This window comes from Flagellimonas meishanensis, assembly GCF_019880545.1.
Classification (GTDB): Bacteria; Bacteroidota; Bacteroidia; order Flavobacteriales; family Flavobacteriaceae; genus Flagellimonas; species Flagellimonas meishanensis.
This window is the reverse complement of sequence record NZ_JAINVW010000003.1, coordinates 1,299,088-1,320,508: the sequence shown is the minus strand read 5'-3', so window position 1 is coordinate 1,320,508 and position 21,421 is coordinate 1,299,088. Positions and strand designations below refer to the sequence as shown.

Genomic DNA, 21,421 nt, shown 5'->3' with positions numbered 1-21,421 from the left:
GTAATTATGTTACAAAAGGGTAAAAAATATGTAGTTTTGCGGGCTCAAACGCCAATGAGATGAGTTTGCAGGACAATTTGACGCAGAAAGTAAAGGAAGCGGTTAAACAGCTATTTCAGGCTGATGTGCCCTCCGTGGAATTGCAGCCCACCCGAAAGGACTTTGAGGGGGACGTTACGGTTGTGGTATTTCCGCTTCTGCGCTATGTAAAAGGGAACCCCGAAATCATAGGGAACCAAATTGGAGCCTATCTGCAGGAACATTTGCAGGAAGTGGCCAAATTCAATGTGGTAAAGGGTTTTTTGAATTTAGTGGTTTCGGATGGCCACTACCTCAACTTTTTTAAGGACATTCTGGATGTACCGCATTTTGGCTATGCCAGGACCACCTCGAAAGATGCGGTATTGGTGGAGTATTCCTCTCCCAATACCAACAAGCCCTTGCATTTGGGCCATATCAGAAACAACCTGTTGGGCTATTCCGTGGCGGAAATCTTGAAGGCTTCGGGAAAAAAAGTGTACAAGACCCAGATCATCAATGATCGTGGCATCCATATCTGCAAGAGTATGCTGGCATGGCAAAAGTTTGGTCACGGTGAAACCCCTGAAACCTCTGGACTGAAGGGCGATCATTTGGTGGGTAAATATTATGTGGCGTTTGACAAGACCTACAAAGAACAAATTTCGCTGTTGGTTGCGGACGGCATCAAAAAAGAGGATGCTGAAAAAGAAGCTCCCATCTTATTGGAAGCCCAGGAAATGCTCCGAAAATGGGAATCAGGTGACACCGAGACCGTGGCGTTGTGGAAAATGATGAACGGTTGGGTGTACGAAGGGTTTGACACTACCTACAAAAATCTGGGTGTCGATTTTGATAAGCTCTATTATGAAAGCGATACCTATCTTCTGGGCCGCGATGTGGTCAAGGACGGACTTGAAAAGGGGGTTTTCTTCAAAAGGGATGATGGCAGTGTTTGGATCGACCTTACGGATGAGGGACTGGATGAAAAAATCGTGCTGCGTTCCGATGGTACCGCAGTGTACATGACCCAGGATATTGGAACAGCCATTCAGCGGGTTACTGATTTTCCGGACATCAATGGGATGGTCTACACAGTGGGCAACGAACAGGACTATCATTTTAGGGTATTGTTCCTGATTTTAAAGAAATTGGGCTTCTCTTGGGCAGAAAAACTCTATCATTTGAGCTATGGCATGGTGGACCTGCCCAGCGGAAAGATGAAAAGTAGGGAAGGTACCGTGGTGGATGCGGACGACCTTATCCGGAATATGGAGGATACAGCGGCGGAAATCTCCAAGGAACTTGGAAAATTGGAGGGGTATTCCGAAGAAGAGAAACAGGAATTGTATAGGATCATAGGTCTGGGAGCCTTGAAATATTATATTTTGAAGGTAGACCCCAAAAAAAGAATCCTCTTCAACCCTGAGGAATCTGTGGATTTTCAGGGAAATACGGGACCATTCATCCAGTATACCTACGCAAGGATCCAATCCATACTCCGCAAGGCTGATTTTGATTTCTCGAAGGCACTCGATATGAGTTTTGACCTTCACGAGAAGGAAAAGGAACTGTTAAAGATTGTCCAACTTTTTCCAGAAACCGTACAGTTGGCCGCCGAAAACTACAGTCCCGCATTAATTGCCAATTATGCGTACGACCTGGTAAAGGAATTCAATTCGTTTTACCAGCAGGTTTCCATTCTTGGAGAACCTGACCATCAGAAAAAGGTATTTCGGGTTCAATTGAGCAAAAAAGTGGGCGAAGTAATCCGGTCCGCTTTCAAGCTTTTGGGGATTGAGGTTCCGGAACGGATGTAATGCATTTGAAAGCCAACAGCCAATTGGTCCTAAAAACTGACCCTGAAACTGACATTGGGGGTTAGCCCCAGCGAAATGTTCTGCACTGTTTCTATCTGTTCATCATCACCGATCCGGTAATATTGGTTCAAGGTATTTTTTCTGTTGGTGATATTGAGCAGGGAAATCCCGGCATTGGCCAATATGCGACTACTGAGGTTGAATTTGTATACAGCAGAGGCATCGGCCCTGAAATAATCGGGCAATCGACTGCTGTTTGGGGCCTGGTAATTGATTCTCGTGGGAAAAACCGAGGTGTCCAGAGCCTCATCGCCCGGTAACGGTTCTGTAATGGGCCTTCCGGTGCGGTAGTTGACCCCGACGCTCAATTTCAGATTGCCGTATGTGTAGGTTCCCGCAAAGGTAAGGGTGTGCCTTATGTCCAGATTATTGGGAAAACTGCTTGGCACAATGGAATCGAACGTATAATCATTTTTATTGAACGTGTAACTGAACCATGTGCTATAGTTGTCACCCTGCTTGTTTATTAGAAATTCCACTCCCTTTACATCATAGCTTCCAATTTCTCCACTGAATTGGTTTTGGTTTTGAAAACCCTGGGTGCGGGTGCTTATACCATCCACCCGCTTGTAAAACCCCTCCAAACCAAGGTACAGGTCGTTCTTTTCATAATTGATGCCTACTGAGCCCTGCTTGCTCTTTGTAATGGGAAGTGTATCGTCGTTGGACAGGATCCATCGTCGTTTCTCTATGCCGAGAAAATTCTGCTCCAAATCGATTACCTGATTGGTGGTCTGGCTTTTGAACTCTCCCAAAACCTCAGCCCTAAGATGGTTGGCCAACCTAAAGTTAAGATTGAGTCGGGGTTCCAAAAGGAATTTGGAAAACGTGTCCAGGTTTTCAATAAAATTGAACCGGCCCCCAATTTTAGCGATGAACCTGTTTTCAAAGGAAGTGTAGGCAATTTCGGAGTAGGGGGCATAGATTCTTATCACCCCTTTGGTGTTGGTGTCAAAATTGGGTTGGGACACAAATGCCCTATTGACAATCCCTGTCTCTATATATTGAAATCCATTGCGCCATCCCAAGTTTTGCAGAATTTCATATTGCGAATCGAGTTTTACGGCCCGTTCATCCACAATGTTCTTTTGATTAAGGGTTTGGACCTGATTGGCAAAAATGCTCTGCGCATCCAAATTATATTTGGAATAGTATACATTCAGATGGGAGGAAAACCTATCCGTCCAGTTACTGAGCCATTGCCCACCAATGGAGAAGTTGTTCTGTTCCAAAATACTGATGGTGGTCTCATTATTGACTTCGTTTGTTTCCAAATAGTCAAGATTATTGGCGATGCTGATGAAGTTTAAGCGCAATTTTTGGTCAGCATTGATGTCATAAAGCAACTTTCCGGTAAAATCATAGAAGAAAAAGTTTTCTTGTCTTAGGATATCGTCATCCACGGATACGTTATTCTGATTCGTGACTTCACTGTCCTGAAAGGCACGATCAAAGAAATTATTGTATGTGGGTGTGTTCAAAAAATCGGTGGTGGAGCGTCTTGCGGAAAATTGGAGCCCCATTTTCTCTCCAACCGGAATCTGTCCAAAAACATCCCCACTAATAAGATTTAATCCGGCCCCGCCCGAGAAATAATCGGGCACCTGATTGTTGGTCTCCATTTGGATCACACTGCTCACACCATCACCAAAGGCTGCGGAGGTGCCATTTTTGATCACGGTCACTTTATCCGTTAGGTAAGGGTTGAAAGCGGAAATAAGACCGAAGAAGTGTCCGGACTGGTACATTTTGATACCGTTCCAAAGAATAAGGTTTTGATCATTGGTGCCGCCGCGCACGTTAATGTCCGAAACCGTCTCATCAATGCTCTCTATTCCCGGAAGGGCCTGCACGGTCTGCAGGATATCGGGCTCGATGAGCCCCGGCAAGATGCCAAAATCAGCTGTGTTCAATGTAATGCTTGCATCCCTTTCCTTAATGATGCCCGTGGTAAGGAATTTATATACGATTACTTCATTTAATTTTTCATACTGCTGGGCCAACAGGATTTTGGAACAGCCTCCTCCATCAAGTAGGTCCTCTACCTTGATTATTTTTGTGGTGTATCCAAGATATCGTATTCTAAGCGAGCCATTTCGGGGGGCATCGACCACGGTAAAACTCCCATCTTCATCAGTTATCAAGGCTGTATTGGTTCCCAATACCTCCAAAGTGGCGCCTGGGATGGTATTTTCAGCAAAATTGTCCAAAACAAAACCACAAATGGTCACTGAGGAATCTTTGGAAAGTGCATAATAGCGGTCGCTGAGTTTTTCAATCGTGATATGGAATTCATTTTCTAGATACCTTAGAATATCTTCCAAGGCCACCAAATTATTTGGGACGGTCAGGCTTATTCCTTCCAAATCTTCATTGAGATATGAAAACTTGACGTTGAAGTTGTCCTCCAGTTCTTTTACATAGGAAATCAGCGAATGGGTATCTTCTTGCTCCCCTTGCGCTGTTGTGGAAATGGAAAGTAACAGAAATACCCCTGAAATAAAAGTTCTTTGGCTATTGCGGAGTGCTCTCAGCATAAAAAAGTACTTTATTGCCCTCTAGGTTATAACGCAGTTTTGAGGGGGAACTTATACTTTTTAAGGCCATATCGAGGTCTTTGTTGCTAAAGGTACCGGTAAATCGGAGATCTACATTCACATTTTCCGTTTTCACCTTGAGGTCATATTGCCTTTCCAGTTCGGATAAAACGTATTTTAATGGAATGTTTTCAAAGCTACTTTCGCTGTCCAACCAGGTAGGTTGGTTTGTTTTGGGCTTGGATGCATTCAATTGCGCCCCATTGATAATCATAAAGGAGTTTCCTGCTGGCAATTGGGTCTCTTTTCCATTATGCGTTACACTTACCAATCCTTCATAACAGGTGACCTCAAAAAAGTTTTCCCTGCTCTCCACATTGAATTGTGTGCCTAACACAGCCACTTGGCCTTGGTTGGTCGTTACCGTGAATTTTTGTCCCTTGGCCACTTTGAAGAAGGCCTCACCCTGAAGGATGACGTTACGGTTTTCATTCCAATTTTTTTGGCTAAAGGAGACTTCGGAATCCGCGTTCAGGAAAATTTCGGAGTCGTCGGGCAAGGTGACCTCGGTTCGCTGGGCATATTCGGTGGAAACGGATTCGTTCAAACCGGATAAATAAAAATAGGAACCGGCAAGCAAGATGGCAATAACGGCGGCCACCCGTAGAAACTTTTTGAAGGGGTTCAGGCTGATTACCTTTGGCGCTTGGCCAATATGTTCTGCGTTCAAACGCTCAAGTGCCTTATCCACATTGAAATCAGGGCCGGAAAGCGATGCTGCCCCCGCCCTAAGCCTTTCGTAAGAAGCATACGCGTCGGAATTTTTGAATTCCTCGAGTTCTTCTTTGGAAAGCTCTCCGCTGAGCCATTTTGCCAAGTAATTCTCTTGCATGATTTCTATGCTTTATACTGGTTTAACAATTCAATCTAAAAAAACCCTACCCTTCTAGCAACAATTAACAATTAGCAATTAACAATTGCCAACTGAACATTGAAGCTCATATGCCATCAATTTTTTCCCGCAAACTTTTCAACGCCAAATGCATTCGCTTTTCAATTGCCTTGACACTTACCCCTTCCATTTCTGCAATCTCTGCATATTTTTTTCCATCGATCCGGTTCAGCAAGAATGTTGTCCGTTGATTTTCTGGTAAGGCCCCCAAGGCATTTTCCAGTTTTTGCTGGAATTCCTTTTCTTCCAATAAAAATTCAGGGGATTCGCTGGAACCTTCGTTTGTGTTCTTGGCGTAGTTCAACCTTATCTTTTCTGCCTTGATCATGTTCAAGGAAATATTATTGGCCACCTTATAAACAAAGGACTTTGCTTTTTCAGGGGTTACCTTGCCACAATTCTCCCATAACTTCACAAAAGCCTCCTGCACAGCATCATGTGCCTTCTCCTTATTGCCGAACTTATAATAGATATAGTTAAAGATCGTTTTAGAGTTAGATCTAAAAATAGTGTTGAAGACTTGTTCCTCACATACATTGTCCATGGGCGCAGGATTGTTCTGGACCCAAAGATATTTGAAAAAAAATAAGAAAAAGTAGGGTTTTTTATTCAAGGGTTGTTCTAACCATGAAAATTAACCCCAAAATCCAAATTCGTTATGAAAAAGTTTATAAACAACCTTGTATACGTAGGTTTTTTAGCTATTTCCTTAAATTTTATCGCTTGTCAGTCAGAGTTTGAGGAGATAAACGGTGATCAACAAGAAACAATCACTGCCAATTCCTCAACAGCGGAATTGATCCAGAAAACATCTTCCAATGATGGTTCTTTTGATAACATAGTAGACGGTGCAAGCTGCTTTGCAGTGCAGTTCCCCTATACCGTCGAAGCCAATGGAATTGAGATTATCATAGATTCTAGGGAAGACCTTCACACCATTGAAGAAATATTTGATGAGCTGGATGATGATGTGGACGTTCTGAACTTCCTTTTCCCCATTACAATTACTTTGGCCGATTTCTCCGAAATCGTCATTGAGAACAAAGAAAGGTTAATACAATTGGCCGAAGAGTGTCTTGAAGGTGGAGGGGATGATGACATTGAGTGTATTGACTTCGTTTACCCAATTACCCTGTTCACATTCGACATCAACGAACAGCAAACCGGAGAGGTGTTGGTAGAAAGTGACGAGCAGTTGAGAAAGTTTTTTGAAGAACTTGATGAAAATGATCTGATCAGTATTGATTTTCCCCTAACCTTGAAAAAGTTTGATGGGACCGAGATCGTGGTTGACAGCAATGGTGAATTGGCCATGGCCCTGGAAAATGCAAAGGACGAATGTGATGAGGACGATGACAACGATTACAACGATGATGATTTTGATGAAGAACGTTTTGATTTCTGCCTGACCGAGTGCCCTTGGTTGGTTCAAGAAGTGGTTCGTGATAATGTAAACAACACAGATCAGTACTTTGAATACCTAATGACCTTTACCGAGGATGGAGGGGTTACCGTAAAAGATCGTGCTGGAAACGTACTTAATGGAACATGGAGTGCACGTTTCACAGATCATGGTCCACTATTGACCCTTGAGTTTGATACACTGGTTGACTTCAACTTGGAATGGTTGGTATACGAAATTGGTGAGCACACCATAAAATTATATGCTGAAGGCGGCAACAAGATAATCATGAAGCAACTTTGCGAGGGTGGTGAGACCGATATCAGCGCTTTAAGGGAAATCCTGAAAGAATGTGAGTGGATCATCAAGAAAGTGATAAACCAAGGTGAAGAAATCGAGCGACTTCTTGGGTACGAGTTCAAGTTTATGCCAGAGGGTCTGGTTACGCTAAGTAATGGAATCTCCACGCTGGAAGGAACTTGGGAGGTTGGACTCAACAGCGAGCAGGTTCTGTCCCTTTTGATTACTATTCAGGATGAGCCAGGGGTAAGCTTTGATTGGCCCTTGAGAGACCTTTTTGATACCAGATTGAGATTTGAGGTTGAGGCAACGGGCCACGAATTGGTTTTGCTACGCGTTTGTGATGACAGTGCCGGTGATGGAGATGTGACCGAAATTAGGAACATTATGCTTGGTGGACCTTGGAACATAGCCCTATACCAAGAAGGTGAGATGGATTTGACCTCCCAGTTTGTGGATATGGATTTTAACTTCTCCACCATGCACCAAGTAGAGGTTTCCATAAACGATGACCCAATCGCCGCCGGTTTGTGGAGAATACTTAGGGACTCTGAGGAAGGATTGAAATTCTACATCAATTTTGACACCAACGACAACCTTGGCGGGTTGACGGAAGACTGGAAGATAGTTGAAGTTTCCTCCTCCAGAATCGAGCTGAGGAACGAAAGTGGAGATGGCACATTGGAAATATTGGTTTTCGAAAAACTATAGGATTTTCCCCATTTTTTGTTGAAAAGGACGGCTCTCCCCAAAGCCGTCCTTTTCTTTTTTATTATTCTTAAATTTGTCCCTCTAAAATGAAGAACGCCCATGTTCGATAACTTAAGTGAAAAGCTGGATAAAGCGCTCCACGTCCTCAAGGGACATGGACAGATTACGGAAATAAATGTTGCGGAGACCCTAAAAGAGGTCCGCAGGGCCCTACTGGATGCCGACGTAAACTTTAAGATTGCCAAGGAATTCACCAATAGGGTAAAAGAAAAGGCCCTAGGCCAGAATGTATTGACGACTTTGCAACCGGGCCAGCTCATGGTCAAGATCGTAAAGGATGAACTTACCCAACTGATGGGTGGGGAAGCCGAGGAAATCGACTTGTCAGGAAATCCTTCCGTAATCTTGATGTCGGGACTGCAGGGTTCCGGTAAAACCACCTTTTCCGGTAAGCTTGCAGGCTATCTTAAGAACAAGAAAAGCAAAAAGCCACTTTTGGTCGCGTGTGATGTATACCGTCCGGCAGCGATTGACCAATTACATATTGTTGGGGAACAGATTGGCGCCGAGGTGTATTCCGATAGGGAAAACAACGACCCCGTTGCCATAGCACAGGCAGGGATCAAGCATGCCAAAGCGATTGGTGCAAACGTGGTTATTGTGGATACCGCAGGCCGTTTGGCAGTGGATGAGCAGATGATGACCGAAATTGCCAATATCCATAAGGCTGTTTCACCGCAAGAAACCCTTTTCGTGGTAGACGCCATGACTGGACAAGATGCCGTGAACACGGCAAAAGCCTTTAATGATGTATTGAATTTTGACGGCGTCATCCTTACCAAACTGGATGGTGATACCCGGGGGGGTGCGGCCATTTCCATCAGATCAGTTGTGGATAAGCCCATCAAGTTCATCGGGACCGGCGAAAAGATGGAGGCTATCGATGTGTTCCATCCCTCAAGGATGGCCGACCGTATTTTGGGAATGGGAGATGTGGTATCCCTTGTGGAACGTGCCCAAGAACAGTTTGACGAGGAACAGGCCCGGAGAATCCAAAAGAAAATTGCCAAGAACCGTTTTGGGTTTGATGATTTCCTGAGCCAAATTCAGCAAATAAAGAAAATGGGCAACATGAAGGACCTTATTGGCATGATACCCGGAGCGGGGAAAGCCCTTAAGGGACTGGATGTGGACGATGACGCATTCAAACATATTGAGGCCATTATCCATTCCATGACCCCGGACGAGCGGTCCAACCCATCCAAATTGAACGCAAGCCGTAAAAAACGAATCGCATTGGGAAGCGGCACTTCCGTCCAAGAAGTGAACCAACTGTTGAAGCAATTTGACCAAATGAGCAAGATGATGAAGATGATGCAAGGCGGTGGCGGTAAAAAAATGATGCAGATGATGCAGAACATGAGATAGTTTGTTGGATGTTTGATGAGTGGGATAAATATTCTTGATTCCTATAACCCTTTTTAAAACCTGAGCACATATGGAAATCCTCGACGGGAAAAAAATATCAAACCAAATAAAGGAAGAAATAGCCGTTGAGGTAAGGCAGATGAAGGAGCGGGGAGAAAAAGTGCCCCATTTGGCAGCTGTTCTCGTCGGTAATGATGGTGCCAGCCTCACCTACGTGGGCAGTAAAGTACGCTCCTGCGAAAAAATAGGGTTTCAATCCACCTTGATACATCTTCCAGAAGAAACTACCGAGGAAGCACTGTTGAAACAGGTCGAAAACTTGAACCAAAATCCCGATATAGACGGCTACATTGTGCAACTTCCATTGCCCAAGCATATCGATGAGCAAAAGGTCCTGATGGCCGTAGATCCCAATAAGGATGTAGATGGATTCCATCCTGCCAATTTTGGAAAAATGGCCCTGGACATGGAATCATTTATACCCGCCACGCCCTTTGGGATTATGGAACTGCTACGCAGATATGATATCGATACCCAAGGAAAACATGCTGTGGTCATTGGCCGTAGCCATATTGTGGGAAGACCCATCAGCATACTTTTAAGCCAAAAGGGAAAAACAGCCAATGCCACCGTAACCCTTACCCATAGCCGAACCCACGATTTAAAGACCCTTACATTGCAGGCTGACATTATAGTTTCCGCTTTGGGCGTACCCAATTTCTTGAAAGCCGATATGGTAAAAGAAGATGTAGTGGTCATAGATGTGGGCATAACCCGTGTACCGGATGACACCCGGGAAAGGGGGTATTACATCACCGGAGATGTCGATTTTGAAAATGTGGGCAAAAAAGCGTCCTATATAACACCTGTGCCCGGTGGCGTGGGCCCAATGACCATTGCCATGTTGCTCAAAAACACCTTGTTGGCCCGCGAAAGGCACAAGGCAGGCAATTAATCCGCGTTTTTGGTTTCTGTTTCCAGCAAAGCGAGCTGTTCCTCCTCATCGGGAGAAATAAAATCGAGATCGTTTTCACCTTCATCGTTGGTGCAACTGGTAACAGCGAGCAAGGTAAATATCAAGCTGATCAAAAGGAGAATGGTTTTCATCATCTGGTAATTTAGTAGGTATCATACCCATTTGATTTCCAATTGATAACGTTTCCAACATCCAAAATAGTATAGGATAAAGATCAAAATAGATTTCGTTTGAATCGAAATTTAAATTCACTATCTTTTTCATTCAAACCAGATAACACTATGAAAATCCAGATAAAACTGACCCTTCTTTTGGTTACATTGTTGGGAGCATGTACAAAAAAGGAAAACCAAAACCAGATTTCCGTTTTGTTTACAGAAGAAGCAAGTGAAATGGCCTTGGACGGTAGGTTGCTTCTAATGCTTTCGACAAATAATGACAATGAACCACGCTTTCAGATAAATGCGAGGTTACATACCCAATTGATCTTTGGTGTGGACGTTGAAGGTATGAATCCGGGCGAAGAAATCGTTTTTGATGATGCCGTTCTCGGATTTCCCTATGAAAGCTTAAGCGATATCCCAGCAGGGGAGTACTACGTGCAGGCATTGTTGCACACCTACGAGACCTTTAATTTGGCTACCGGCCATACCGTGAAGCTGCCTATGGATAATGGTGAGGGACAGCAATGGAACAGATCTCCGGGAAATCTTTATAGCGAGCCCTTTAAGATCAATATAGATGAAAATGGAATCCGTAATGTTAGGGTGGCCATGGAAAAGGTTATTCCGCCCATCTCGGAACCTAAGGATACCGAGTGGATAAAGCATGTGAAGATCAAATCTGAAAAGCTCAGTGAGTTTTGGGGCAGGGACATGTATTTGGGAGCCCATATTCTACTTCCCAAAGGTTTTGAAGAGCATCAAGAGGCTCACTATCCCTTGATGATTTTCCATGGCCATTTTCCAGACGACTTTGGAGGGTTCAGGACCACTCCACCGGATCCGAATCTAGAACCGGAATACTCGGCACGTTTTGATGTGGAAGGTTACAATATCATCCAGCAACAAGAGGCCTACGACTTTTACAAGCGGTGGAACGAACCGGATTTCCCTCGATTTTTGATTATCGAGATACAGCATCCCACCCCGTACTATGATGATTCCTATGCCGTGAACTCGGCCAATCAGGGTCCATATGGCGATGCGATCACGCATGAACTGATCCCATACATTGAAAAAGAGTTCAGGGGTATCGGCGAAGGATGGTCCCGGTTTTTGTACGGCGGCTCCACGGGAGGCTGGGAGGCCCTGGCCGTTCAGGTTAAATATCCTGAGGAATACAATGGGTGCTTTGCGGCCTGTCCGGACCCCATCGATTTTAGGGCATATTGCCTCACCAACATTTATGAGGACAAGAATGCATATTATTACGATAGCGAGCACAAACCTCTGGAAGTTCCCGCGCACCGCGACTACCTGGGCCATGTTCAGACCACTGCAAGGGAATATAACCAATTGGAACTTGTTTTGGGCACAAAATCCCGATCTGGCCAACAATGGGATATTTGGGAGGCCACCTATTCACCCCAGGGAAAAGATGGCTACCCAGAACGGATTTGGGACAAAACGACCGGAGAGATCAATCCAAAAGTGGCCGAATATTGGAAAGAAAACTACGATCTTAGGTATATTTTGGAAAGGGATTGGGATAAATTGGGAGAAAAATTGAAGGGTAAAATTCATATCTACTGTGGCGATATGGACAACTATTACTTGAACAATGCCGTTTATTTGATGGAAGACTTTCTGGAAAACACCACAGATCCCTATTACGATGGCGAGGTCCTGTATGGCGATAGAGCGGAACATTGCTGGAACGGTGATCCGGAACTCCCGAACCATATTAGCCGCTTTCGGTATAATAGCATGTATGTGCCCAAAATCATGAAGCGCATATCGGAAAGCGCCCCGAAGAATGCAGATTTAACCAGTTGGAGATATAAATAACAATATGGGTCGTACCAGAAACAAAATAGCGTGGATTGCGTTCGTCACTTTGGCCATCTTTATCGGACTATATCCTGCAATGTATCTTATCATGCCAGAAGATGCTGGGCTATTGGCAAGTAAATCCCAGGAAATTCTGACGAGTACCATTTGGCAAATAGGATTTTATGGGCATATCTCCTTCGGAGGTTTGGCTTTGCTCACAGGTTGGTCCCAATTCAGTAAAAAGATCAGGTCCAAGAACCTGGCATTGCACCGTACTTTGGGAAAGGTGTATGTTTTATCGGTAGCCGTGAGTGGAATTTGTGCGGTGTATATTGGCTTTTTTGCCACAGGTGGATTTATCTCCTCTTTGGGCTTCATTTTACTTGGATTGATTTGGCTTTTTACTACCGGCAAAGCCTATATCGCCATAAGAAAAAAGGATTTATCCCTGCATCAGGGCATGATGATCTACAGTTACGCCGCCTGTTTTGCAGCGGTAACATTAAGAATCTGGTTGCCACTTTTGACCATGGCCTTTGGCGAATTTTTGATTGCGTACAAAATAGTGGCTTGGCTATGCTGGGTTCCCAATATGGTTTTTGCCCATCTGTGGGTGCGCAAAAAAGGCCTTACCATAGACTGAAGTTATTTTGCGAATAACTGCCCCATATCCTTGAAAGCTTTGAATTCCAATGCATTGCCGGCAGGATCTAAAAAAAACATGGTGGCTTGCTCACCAACCTCGCCCTTAAATCGGATGTAGGGCTCAATGATAAAAGTAACTCCCTTTTCTTTCAATTCTTTCGAGAATGATTGGAACACATCCCACGGAAGCACCACCCCGTAGTGTGGGACAGGCACATTTTTGCCATCCACCGGATTGGTATGCAAATCTTCCGCTGATTTTGGTTTGTAATGAATAACCAATTGATGTCCAAAAAGGTTGAAATCTACCCAGTGGTCACTGCTTCTGCCCTCTTCGCATGCTAAAACTTCCCGATAAAAAGTTCTGCACTCGTCCAGGTTATGCACCGGAATGGCAATATGGAAAGGGGTTATCGTTTGCATGACTGTTTTTTTTTGAAAAGTAGAACTTCTTTGTTAAGCTTCCAAAAAAGAAATGATCTGTTCGTTTACCTGTTCTTGGTGCATGGAATGGCCCAGTCCTTCCGTGGTGACCAACTCGCTGTTCTTCCATTTTTTGTGCACGGCCACCGAGGCATGGTACGGGGCAATGGCATCAAAACGATCATGGAAAATAAGCCCTTTCTTCTTGTTGCTCTCCGCGTATTTGGATGCAGAAAAGTCATGGATGCGAAATCCAAACCGGTTAAAAACATAGTCATCCAAGGCCTGCATCACCCTGTTGTTGAATTTCAAAAGATCCTGGTAGTGTTCCATTATTTCATGAAACTCCGAAGGAGCCCCGATAATGACCATTTTTTCTACTTGTGGATTTGGATTCTTGTATTCGTTGTAGATCAGCGTCATTCCACCTACCGAATGTCCAATAATGAATTTTGGATCATACTTTTTTACCATGTGGTGCACCGTTTCCTCGTACAGGGGTACATAAAGCAGCTTTCCAGAAGAATATCCATGGGCTGGGGCATCAAAGGCAATTACATTGAAATCGGCTTCCTTGAGTTTTTTGATAAGATTTCGCCATCGAAACGCATTGCTTTCCCAGCCATGCACCAAAAGTACCGTTTCCCTGCGTCCTTCCCACCTGTAAGATTGCAGTTTGTGGCCGGAAACCTCCTCTATGTCAAATTTTGCAGTTTCAAGAAAGGATTCCTGCTGAGGCAAAACACGGCCTTTTCGGATCTTGCAAAAGAGCGTAAAGGCGGAATGAGCGGCTTTTTGAGGGGCAAAAAAGGCATATAGGTTAAAAAATTGGCCATAGATCAACGGAACTATTTTGGTCAGGAGTTTTTTCATATGGTTACTTTTTGTAACTTACTCTTTATTGGAAACTAAAATACACATTCATTTTGTAACAAAAAAGAGGTCCCTAACCCCATACTAAGTATAATCATGGAAACCGTTGTTGAAAATCAGAAGTTTAGAATGGCCAGAAAATTGGAAAAAATGTTTGGGCACATTGATTATAGGAATCCCCCCGAGCTTTGCCCGGTTCGGGATGTGATGTCCGTGGCATCGGATCAATGGAGCACCTTGATCCTTCTTTGGTTGGGTTATTTCCATGTTTTGAGATTCAACAAGCTCAAAAAATATGTCTACGGGATTTCCAATAAGGTACTGAGCCAGCGATTGAAAGTGTTGGAAGCGGATGGATACATTTCCCGAGAAGCATTTAACGAGGTGCCAGTGAGGGTGGAATATAGCCTAACGGATTTTGGACAAACCTATGTGGAAAAACTCTTGGAACTGACCGAATGGATGCAGGCCAACAGTCCAAAAGTGTTGGCAAACCGAGAGAAATACGGATTGCTTTAATCACTGATTCGGTTCCAGATGTCGAGGTACATTTTCCAGTTGCCATCCTCTTTTTTCCATATGACCACATATTTGCCCTTCCAGTCGACCACAGAACCGTCTTTTCGTTCGGTTTTTCCCTGAAAGTAGCCATAATCATGGGCATAATCCCCAAAAAATTTAATTTCCAGTGGCTGAATTTCATGGTGCAGTATTTTGGCCCCTGCACCCTGCATCCATCGTTCCTTAATGGCCTGTCTTCCTGAGATGATATCCGCATTGTTCGGAAAAATCTTGCCATCCATGGTGTAGCTATTGGCAATGGTTTCATAGTCCCCATTCATGTAGGCTTTTGAAAAAATGCGTGTAGCCTCTAGTATGCGTTCTTTTTCTAATTTGTTGTTTTTCGATATTTTACCATTGGAGCAGTCAATCCTCCATGTCGGGAACACCACGGATTCTGATTTATCCACCCATTCACCGACCCATTTGAATCCATTTTCATCCATATCATAAAAGGTAAGTCGAAAAAAGCCTTCCATTCCATTTGGTGCTTGCTGTTCCCGATAGAGCACTATTTTTCCATCTTCCGTCTTTTTTCCCTCCCAGGTCGGAAGGGTAGTGGATGGCCTTGGATGGCTATAATAGTGTACGTACCATCTTGTGCTGTCAGGGATGAATTGCCGGATACTTCCCGAATAGGTACCGTCTTCCTTTAAGGTTTCATCCTGGATTCCCATACCGTTCATGATATATTTGAAACGCCAAACCATATCCACCGGAGCTGCCCAGGTCTGATCGGGATTTCGGGTCTCCGATTTACACTGGCATTCCCCGATCATTGGTGCAAAGTCCAAAAGCGCTGAGGGAGCTTCCGGATTGGGGAGTCCATAGGGATGTTCTTGGGACGGCTCGTAATCATACTGTGCTACCATTGCGAAAGGAAACAAGAATAGAAACAAGAGCGGTTTTTTCATTGGGTTGGTTTTTCCCCAAATTAACCAAATACCTCCTAAGATTTACCGCCTTTATGCATTTGTTAACGATTGGGCTATTCCCAGCCTATCATCAAATATTTGGTTTTGGCCGTTGCCGGAATCTGCACGGCCTCAATATTGGATGTGGTATAGCGGAGATTGGTGGGAAGTTCTTCCTTGTCGATGGTAAAATACAAGCTGCTTTCCTTTGGAAAAATGACAACACTGTTTAAGGTGGTCACAATTTTTTTTATGGAATAGTTCTTTTGGATATCCCCAAAAGTGCTTGCCAGGCCGATGCCTTTGTCGGTTTGGTAGCGGACATCAAAAATCCTGATATTTTCAATGGTCGGAATACTGTCAGCGGAAGGGGTAAGGGTCAAAAGGTGTTCCCCACCTTTTTCAAAAACCTTGATCTTTTTTGTTTTTCCGCCCAGTTTTAAGCGTGCCGTGTCTCGCACAATGGAATCCCCAACAAAAACCGTTTCTAGGTCGGTAATTGGAGTGGACTTATGCAAAGGGCCAACACTTTGTTCAGTAATAAGGAAGGTGGTGTCCGTTTTTGAACAGCTCACCATCAAAACAAATAAAACCAAATATAGGTTGGTACGAAAGGATTTTTTCATTGGATGGTTAAAATGAATTTGCAATGTTTCTTATTATGGTCCTTTGGAAATATTTCTGCAAACAAACAGATGAAATATGATGTCCGTATTAGATTAAATCTCGGTTAGCGACTGTCAACGAATCACTTTCTTAAGCACACCGAGTACCCCACGGATAAAGGTGGCACTGGTAAGCACTTTTACCACCGGGTTCATTCGGGTACTGCGTCGGGTTGAGGTGCTTCTTCTGGATGTTGTCCCTTGTTCTTTTTCAGCTTCCTTTTCCGCCTTTTCAATTTTTTTGTCCAGAATTTCGTAGGCACTTTCACGGTCAATTTCCTCGTTGTACTTCTTCACCAGTTTGGATTTGCCGATAACATCCTTTAATTCGGAATCTGTCAACACATCCATGCGGCTCATGGGCGCCCGAAGCAGGGTAGCCGCCAAGGGAGTTGGCCTGCCCTTTTCATCCAAGGCAGATATCAGTGCCTCGCCGATGCCCAAAGAGGTGAGTATTTCCTTGGTATCGTAAAATTCCGAGATTGGGTAGTTCTCAGCGGTCAGTTTTATCGCTTTTCGGTCTTTTGCAGTAAATGCCCGAAGGGCGTGCTGAACTTTTAGTCCCAGTTGCGCCAAAACATCGTCCGGCACATCGGTTGGATTTTGGGTAACAAAATATAGCCCGATTCCTTTGGAACGAATCAATTTGACGATGCTCTCAATCTGATCCAAGAGCGCTTTGGAGGCATTGTCAAAAATCAGGTGTGCCTCGTCGATAAAGAGGATCAACTCAGGCCTGTCACTATCGCCTTGCTCCGGGAAAGTGGAATAAATTTCAGCCAATAGACTCAGCATAAAGGTGGAAAAAAGTTTGGGCCGGTCCTGAATGTCTGTCAATCGAATGATGTTCACATATCCCATTCCGTTTTCATCAATGCGCACCAAGTCTTCAACATCAAATGACTTTTCCCCAAAGAACAGGTCGGCTCCTTGCTGTTCCAACTCAATAATTTTTCGGAGAATGGTGCCCGTGGAGCTTGTGGAAATTCGGCCATAGGAATCTTGAAATTCCTTCTTCCCCTCTCCGGTGGCATATTGCAGCACTTTTTTGAAGTCCTTTAAATCCAACAAAGGCAGCTTGTTGTCATCACAATATTTGAAAACTACGGCCACAATACCTTCCTGCGTAACGGTTAGGTCCAATATCCTGGAAAGTAAAACAGGTCCGAATTCGGAGACCGTGGCCCTTAGCCGAACACCATCTTGTTCTGAAAGGGAGAGAATTTCCACAGGAAATCCTTTGGCTTCAAAAGACAATCCGATTTTCTCGTGGCGTTCATCAATTTTGGGATGCCCGGGACTGGGTTGTGCAATGCCGCTCAAATCACCTTTTAGGTCCATCAGCAAAACAGGGATTCCTTTTTCGGAAAGGTTCTCGGCAAGTACCTGTAGCGTCTTGGTTTTACCAGTTCCGGTGGCCCCCGCAATGAGACCGTGGCGATTCAAGGTTTTCAGAGGCACTTTTACGAATGCGTTGGTCACAGTTTCACCATCCAACATAGCAGCACCCATGGCAATGAAGTCACCTTTGGTGGTATACCCCGTTTCAATATGATCAAAGAATTTTTCTTTGCGGTCCATTCCGTTCAATTTCCGATAAAAATAGGGTAATTTTAAGCAAATCTAAAAACACACTTATGAAACTGAAACGTTTTCAATTTATATTGCTGCTGGTTTTGACGTTGGGACTTGGTTTTTCTTCCACGGCCCAAGAGAACACGGAGCTTGTTTTTCATAAATCGCATGAGGTAAAGAAACAAAACTCCCCTTTCAGCGATGCGGTCCAGGCTGGAAATCTCTTTTTTTTGGCTGGTCAATTGGGTATGGACCATACCACGCGAACCATCGTTGAGGGAGGGATACAGGCAGAAACGGAGCAGGCCATTAAAAATATAGAGGCCGTTTTGGCCCAACATGGCATGACGTTGGACAATGTGGTTAAATGTACTGTTATCCTAAGCACCATGGACGATTTTGGAGCCTTTAATGAGGTTTATTCCAAACACTTTACAAAAAAACCGGCCAGAACCACTTTTGCTGCCGGTGGTCTGTCCAGAGGGGCCAAAATAGAGATTGAGGCAATGGCAATCAAATAGTCATTCTTTCTCCTTGGCACCCATGACCAACAACCAAAGACAGGTTCCTATTTCTCCCAAGCTGGCAGGAATTGTAATGTAATCGGCTATAATGAAGTCTGAATAATCGGGAATGGCTATTCTTCCCAAAAAATCTATGTAGTAACCTATGCTTCCTACCATAAGAAGGTAACCCAACAACTTTGGAAGAAAACCAGATTTAAAAACAAGGTATCCCAAAGGAAAAAGCCACAAAGCCCAAAAATTCTGACCCAAAAGATTACCATCGTTAAATTGATGCAGGTAGAACATGACCTGTTCGGATTTGGACCATGCTGGATTGTCAGGTCCATGGATGGTTGAAAGCAAGGCGAATTTATTCAATAAAGCACTAAAAAAAATAGGCACGCTCGGCAGTGCCAAGGCGACCATGGCCACGGCATAGGACTTGTTTACCTTGCTTAGTAAGCTGTAAAGGACCAAAGGAAGGAGCAAAAAAGCGGTAAAGCTGATGGACTCTGCCAATATTCCTAACCGAAACAGACTTTCGGAGGTTTGAATATTTTCCATGGTTTGTTGTGCGCTGTCCCATACAATCAGTTGTGATGGAACATACATCAGTGAAAAAATCCCAGCAATAACTACAATAAAATATAGCAAACCCGCAATACGGGCCTTGGATTTATTATTTTTCATAAGGATGATTTTAGGAAGTAGACGAATTTACCGCAGATTTGTTACCACTTCCTGCCAAATAGTTTGTCCGCTCTTTTGCCATATACCTATCTTTGCCTCATGGTTTCAGAAAACGTAATGGATTTGGTGGAAAAAGGGTTGATGTTGCCCTTAATGGAGGAATTTTATACCATTCAGGGCGAAGGATATCACAAAGGGACCGCCGCCTATTTTATACGGGTAGGGGGTTGTGATGTAGGATGCCATTGGTGTGATGTAAAGGAAAGTTGGAATGCCGAGACCCATCCACCAACGCCCATACATAGCATTATCGACAACGCTGCCAGCCATTCGGATACGATTGTGGTTACCGGTGGTGAACCATTGACCTGGGATATGGGCCCTTTGACAATGGGGCTGAAGGAAAGGTCCCTGAAGACCCATATAGAAACTTCTGGAGCCTATCCCTTGACCGGAACCTGGGATTGGATTTGTCTTTCACCAAAAAAGAATAAGCTACCAGTTGGGGATATCCATAAAAAAGCCAACGAGCTCAAGGTAATCGTGTACAACAAGCACGATTTTGTTTTTGCAGAAGAGCAGGCCACCAAAGTGGGCAAGGATTGCATATTGTATTTGCAGCCCGAGTGGAGCGTAAGGGATAAAATGGTTCCCCTCATCGTGGACTACGTAATGAAAAATCCTAAATGGAAGGTTTCCCTGCAGACCCACAAATACCTCAATATTCCTTAACAAAGAAAATTGTCAGCGCCCTCCATTGCCTTGGAGGTCCAATAGGCACTCCGCATCTAAGGTAGGTATGGGAGCGATGCCTTTGGATGTGTTGGTTTCCATTGCCTTCATCATGGCACCACCAAATTGAAGTTCGGCACGCATCAAACAACCTTGGACATTGCAATGATTTTCGGCCTCTGGGTCTTCGTGGTCGTTTATTGGTGTTGTTCCCAAATTGACCAAACCAAGTAGGTGACCGCATTCGTGATTGAGCGTCGCGGCCTCTACATCGGCAACGGAAACAAGTGTGCTGTTGCCTACCAAATCCCGTATGGTTTTTTCGTATATTACCATGGAAGTGTTCCTGTACACAGCTCCTAGGGAGACAAGTCCTTCACTTTCATCGTCAGAATCTGCGGGAGCGTCGGCAAAATAGATGTATATGGCCAAGGTATTGCCTTGATTGTAAACCGTCCTGTTTTCCGATTCAAGCTCCACTATCTCGTCCAGCAAAAGTGTTTCCTCATTGGGAGATGGTAGTTGATTGAAAGTAAATTGAATGTTTTGTTTGAAAGTCCTTTGCCTTAAAAACAGCTCAAAGCTGGTCAAGGCCTCATCCGTGGGACGGAAACCCTGAACAAAGGCAATCTCGATCAACAATTGGTCAAAATTTGAATTGGAAAGGATATCGTTGGCTGATGCCCCTGTGGCCAAAAGATTGGCCGATTTGTTCCCCGTTGAATTTTGTGGGGAGGTAACATCGGAATCCCTGGAGCAACCCAACAAAACACCAATGGTAAAAATCAAATAAATAGCGGTTTTCTTTCTCATGCCTCCAAGCTATTAATGTAGAACGTTCTGTTTTTTGATTCTAGTATTCTTTTAAAGTTAGTTTCGCCAAATAGTCGTAATGTGGGCCCAACAATATCAATTCGCATGATAGATTATTGGCCAAACATTTATTCCGCAAGGTATCATAATCTATATAAAGCCATGGAAAAGGAGCTGTTTTTTGATTTTTATATTCCATAACAAAGGTTACCTCGCCGTAATAATCAACATCGGATGGAATCCAGTACCCTCCATCCTCTTCTTGCTCAAACATATAGATAATATCGCTGGAATCCAGCAGTATTTGTCCATTGGGACGCAATAATGAAGCCAAATGCATTAAAAAAGCATCCAAATTTTTTAGACTTCCTGCCAAGCCGATGCCATTCATCAACAGCAACAGGGTATCAAAACTTCCTTCGGCATAGTCAAGAATGGATTGGTTATTGGTTGAGGCAACACCTCTTTTCTTGCAAACATGAATAGCCCCAGCGGATGAATCCAAGGCGGTGACCTCCAATCCTTTTTCCTGCAGATATAGCGCATGGCTACCTGCGCCACAGCCAATATCCAGTACTTTTCCATGAGCAAGATCAAGGGCTTTTTGTTCCAAAGCCGGCATTTCCCCTATATCCCTAAATAGATAGGGCAGCGGAATGCAGTCCTTTTCATCCAAGGAAGAAAAGGTTATAATGTCTTCCGTATAGTTCCCGGCATGGTAGTCCATCAGGGCTTTTCCAAACACATCCTCCATTACGGCCTGTTATTATGCAAAGTTGTGACTTTAATGGGAGATAAAGGTTTAATTGGAATCTCTTTTTTATGT

At 44.1% G+C, this 21,421-nt stretch carries 21 protein-coding genes; 9 read left to right on the top strand and 12 right to left on the bottom strand.

Annotated features, from left to right (window positions below; translation table 11 throughout):
• Positions 1-59 precede the first annotated feature (59 nt).
• Positions 60-1,838: an arginine--tRNA ligase gene (argS, locus tag K7G75_RS14035; protein WP_222984866.1), complete on the top strand. Its 1,779-nt coding sequence runs from the start codon at positions 60-62 to the stop codon at positions 1,836-1,838.
• 29 nt (positions 1,839-1,867) lie between these two features.
• On the opposite strand, the gene K7G75_RS14030 is transcribed toward argS, so the two are convergent.
• The 3 genes from K7G75_RS14030 to K7G75_RS14020 all read right to left on the bottom strand — a co-directional run bounded on the left by K7G75_RS14030 (position 1,868) and on the right by K7G75_RS14020 (position 5,931).
• On the bottom strand, positions 1,868-4,435 hold the full coding sequence (locus K7G75_RS14030) for a TonB-dependent receptor (protein ID WP_222984865.1): 2,568 nt from the start codon (positions 4,433-4,435) through the stop codon (positions 1,868-1,870).
• On the bottom strand, positions 4,413-5,327 hold the full coding sequence (locus K7G75_RS14025) for a FecR family protein (RefSeq protein WP_222984864.1): 915 nt from the start codon (positions 5,325-5,327) through the stop codon (positions 4,413-4,415). The genes K7G75_RS14030 and K7G75_RS14025 overlap by 23 nt, the downstream gene beginning before the upstream one ends.
• Positions 5,328-5,433: 106 nt before the next feature.
• On the bottom strand, positions 5,434-5,931 hold the full coding sequence (locus K7G75_RS14020) for an RNA polymerase sigma factor (RefSeq protein WP_222984863.1): 498 nt from the start codon (positions 5,929-5,931) through the stop codon (positions 5,434-5,436).
• A gap of 114 nt (positions 5,932-6,045) precedes the next feature.
• Here K7G75_RS14020 and K7G75_RS14015 point away from each other — a divergent pair, with 114 nt between their 5' ends.
• The 3 genes from K7G75_RS14015 to folD all read left to right on the top strand — a co-directional run bounded on the left by K7G75_RS14015 (position 6,046) and on the right by folD (position 10,183).
• Positions 6,046-7,800, top strand: coding sequence for a hypothetical protein (locus tag K7G75_RS14015; RefSeq protein ID WP_222984862.1), 1,755 nt, complete (start codon positions 6,046-6,048; stop codon positions 7,798-7,800).
• Between the two features lie 99 nt (positions 7,801-7,899).
• A complete protein-coding gene (ffh, locus tag K7G75_RS14010; protein ID WP_222984861.1) occupies positions 7,900-9,228 on the top strand; it encodes a signal recognition particle protein in 1,329 nt (442 codons plus the stop codon).
• Positions 9,229-9,298: 70 nt separating this feature from the next.
• Positions 9,299-10,183, top strand: a complete 885-nt coding sequence (gene folD / locus K7G75_RS14005; protein WP_222984860.1) for a bifunctional methylenetetrahydrofolate dehydrogenase/methenyltetrahydrofolate cyclohydrolase FolD — start codon at positions 9,299-9,301, stop codon at positions 10,181-10,183.
• Here folD and K7G75_RS14000 read toward each other — a convergent pair.
• Entirely contained in the window at positions 10,180-10,335 is a 156-nt protein-coding gene (locus tag K7G75_RS14000) for a hypothetical protein (RefSeq protein ID WP_222984859.1), read from the bottom strand. The genes folD and K7G75_RS14000 overlap by 4 nt on opposite strands.
• 150 nt (positions 10,336-10,485) lie before the next feature.
• Between K7G75_RS14000 and K7G75_RS13995 the strand changes: the two genes are divergently transcribed.
• Together K7G75_RS13995 and K7G75_RS13990 are read left to right on the top strand one after the other, a co-directional pair.
• Positions 10,486-12,213 carry an alpha/beta hydrolase-fold protein gene (locus K7G75_RS13995; protein ID WP_222984858.1) on the top strand — a complete coding sequence of 576 codons (1,728 nt, stop codon included), beginning with the start codon at positions 10,486-10,488 and terminating at the stop codon, positions 12,211-12,213.
• A gap of 4 nt (positions 12,214-12,217) precedes the next feature.
• Complete coding sequence (locus K7G75_RS13990) at positions 12,218-12,841, top strand: DUF2306 domain-containing protein (protein ID WP_222984857.1); 624 nt, start codon at positions 12,218-12,220, stop codon at positions 12,839-12,841.
• 2 nt (positions 12,842-12,843) lie between these two features.
• On the opposite strand, the gene K7G75_RS13985 is transcribed toward K7G75_RS13990, so the two are convergent.
• Both K7G75_RS13985 and K7G75_RS13980 read right to left on the bottom strand, forming a co-directional pair.
• Positions 12,844-13,266 carry a VOC family protein gene (locus tag K7G75_RS13985; RefSeq protein WP_222984856.1) on the bottom strand — a complete coding sequence of 141 codons (423 nt, stop codon included), beginning with the start codon at positions 13,264-13,266 and terminating at the stop codon, positions 12,844-12,846.
• A gap of 33 nt (positions 13,267-13,299) precedes the next feature.
• Positions 13,300-14,139: an alpha/beta fold hydrolase gene (locus K7G75_RS13980; protein WP_222984855.1), complete on the bottom strand. Its 840-nt coding sequence runs from the start codon at positions 14,137-14,139 to the stop codon at positions 13,300-13,302.
• A 96-nt stretch (positions 14,140-14,235) separates the two neighbouring features.
• Between K7G75_RS13980 and K7G75_RS13975 the strand changes: the two genes are divergently transcribed.
• Positions 14,236-14,658 carry a winged helix-turn-helix transcriptional regulator gene (locus K7G75_RS13975; RefSeq protein WP_222984854.1) on the top strand — a complete coding sequence of 141 codons (423 nt, stop codon included), beginning with the start codon at positions 14,236-14,238 and terminating at the stop codon, positions 14,656-14,658.
• On the opposite strand, the gene K7G75_RS13970 is transcribed toward K7G75_RS13975, so the two are convergent.
• The 3 genes from K7G75_RS13970 to K7G75_RS13960 form a co-directional block, all read right to left on the bottom strand.
• Positions 14,655-15,614 (bottom strand): YybH family protein, encoded by a 960-nt coding sequence (locus tag K7G75_RS13970; RefSeq protein ID WP_222984853.1) that lies wholly within the window; start codon positions 15,612-15,614, stop codon positions 14,655-14,657. The genes K7G75_RS13975 and K7G75_RS13970 overlap by 4 nt on opposite strands.
• Before the next feature lie 74 nt (positions 15,615-15,688).
• Entirely contained in the window at positions 15,689-16,240 is a 552-nt protein-coding gene (locus K7G75_RS13965; protein ID WP_222984852.1) for a hypothetical protein, read from the bottom strand.
• A 114-nt stretch (positions 16,241-16,354) separates the two neighbouring features.
• On the bottom strand, positions 16,355-17,860 hold the full coding sequence (locus tag K7G75_RS13960; RefSeq protein ID WP_222984851.1) for a helicase HerA-like domain-containing protein: 1,506 nt from the start codon (positions 17,858-17,860) through the stop codon (positions 16,355-16,357).
• A gap of 56 nt (positions 17,861-17,916) precedes the next feature.
• On the opposite strand from K7G75_RS13960, the gene K7G75_RS13955 reads away from it, so the two are divergent.
• The gene (locus tag K7G75_RS13955; protein WP_222984850.1) at positions 17,917-18,375 is read left to right on the top strand and encodes a RidA family protein; all 459 of its coding nucleotides are present in this window, start codon (positions 17,917-17,919) and stop codon (positions 18,373-18,375) included.
• On the opposite strand, the gene K7G75_RS13950 is transcribed toward K7G75_RS13955, so the two are convergent.
• Positions 18,376-19,050, bottom strand: coding sequence for a DUF4386 domain-containing protein (locus K7G75_RS13950; RefSeq protein WP_222984849.1), 675 nt, complete (start codon positions 19,048-19,050; stop codon positions 18,376-18,378). It abuts the gene before it with no gap.
• Between the two features lie 99 nt (positions 19,051-19,149).
• Between K7G75_RS13950 and K7G75_RS13945 the strand changes: the two genes are divergently transcribed.
• Positions 19,150-19,782, top strand: coding sequence for a 7-carboxy-7-deazaguanine synthase QueE (locus tag K7G75_RS13945; protein WP_222984848.1), 633 nt, complete (start codon positions 19,150-19,152; stop codon positions 19,780-19,782).
• A 12-nt stretch (positions 19,783-19,794) separates the two neighbouring features.
• Here K7G75_RS13945 and K7G75_RS13940 read toward each other — a convergent pair whose 3' ends face one another.
• Positions 19,795-20,595 carry a hypothetical protein gene (locus K7G75_RS13940; protein ID WP_222984847.1) on the bottom strand — a complete coding sequence of 267 codons (801 nt, stop codon included), beginning with the start codon at positions 20,593-20,595 and terminating at the stop codon, positions 19,795-19,797.
• A gap of 40 nt (positions 20,596-20,635) precedes the next feature.
• Positions 20,636-21,349, bottom strand: coding sequence for a class I SAM-dependent methyltransferase (locus K7G75_RS13935; RefSeq protein WP_222984846.1), 714 nt, complete (start codon positions 21,347-21,349; stop codon positions 20,636-20,638).
• Between the last annotated feature and the right edge of the window lie 72 nt (positions 21,350-21,421).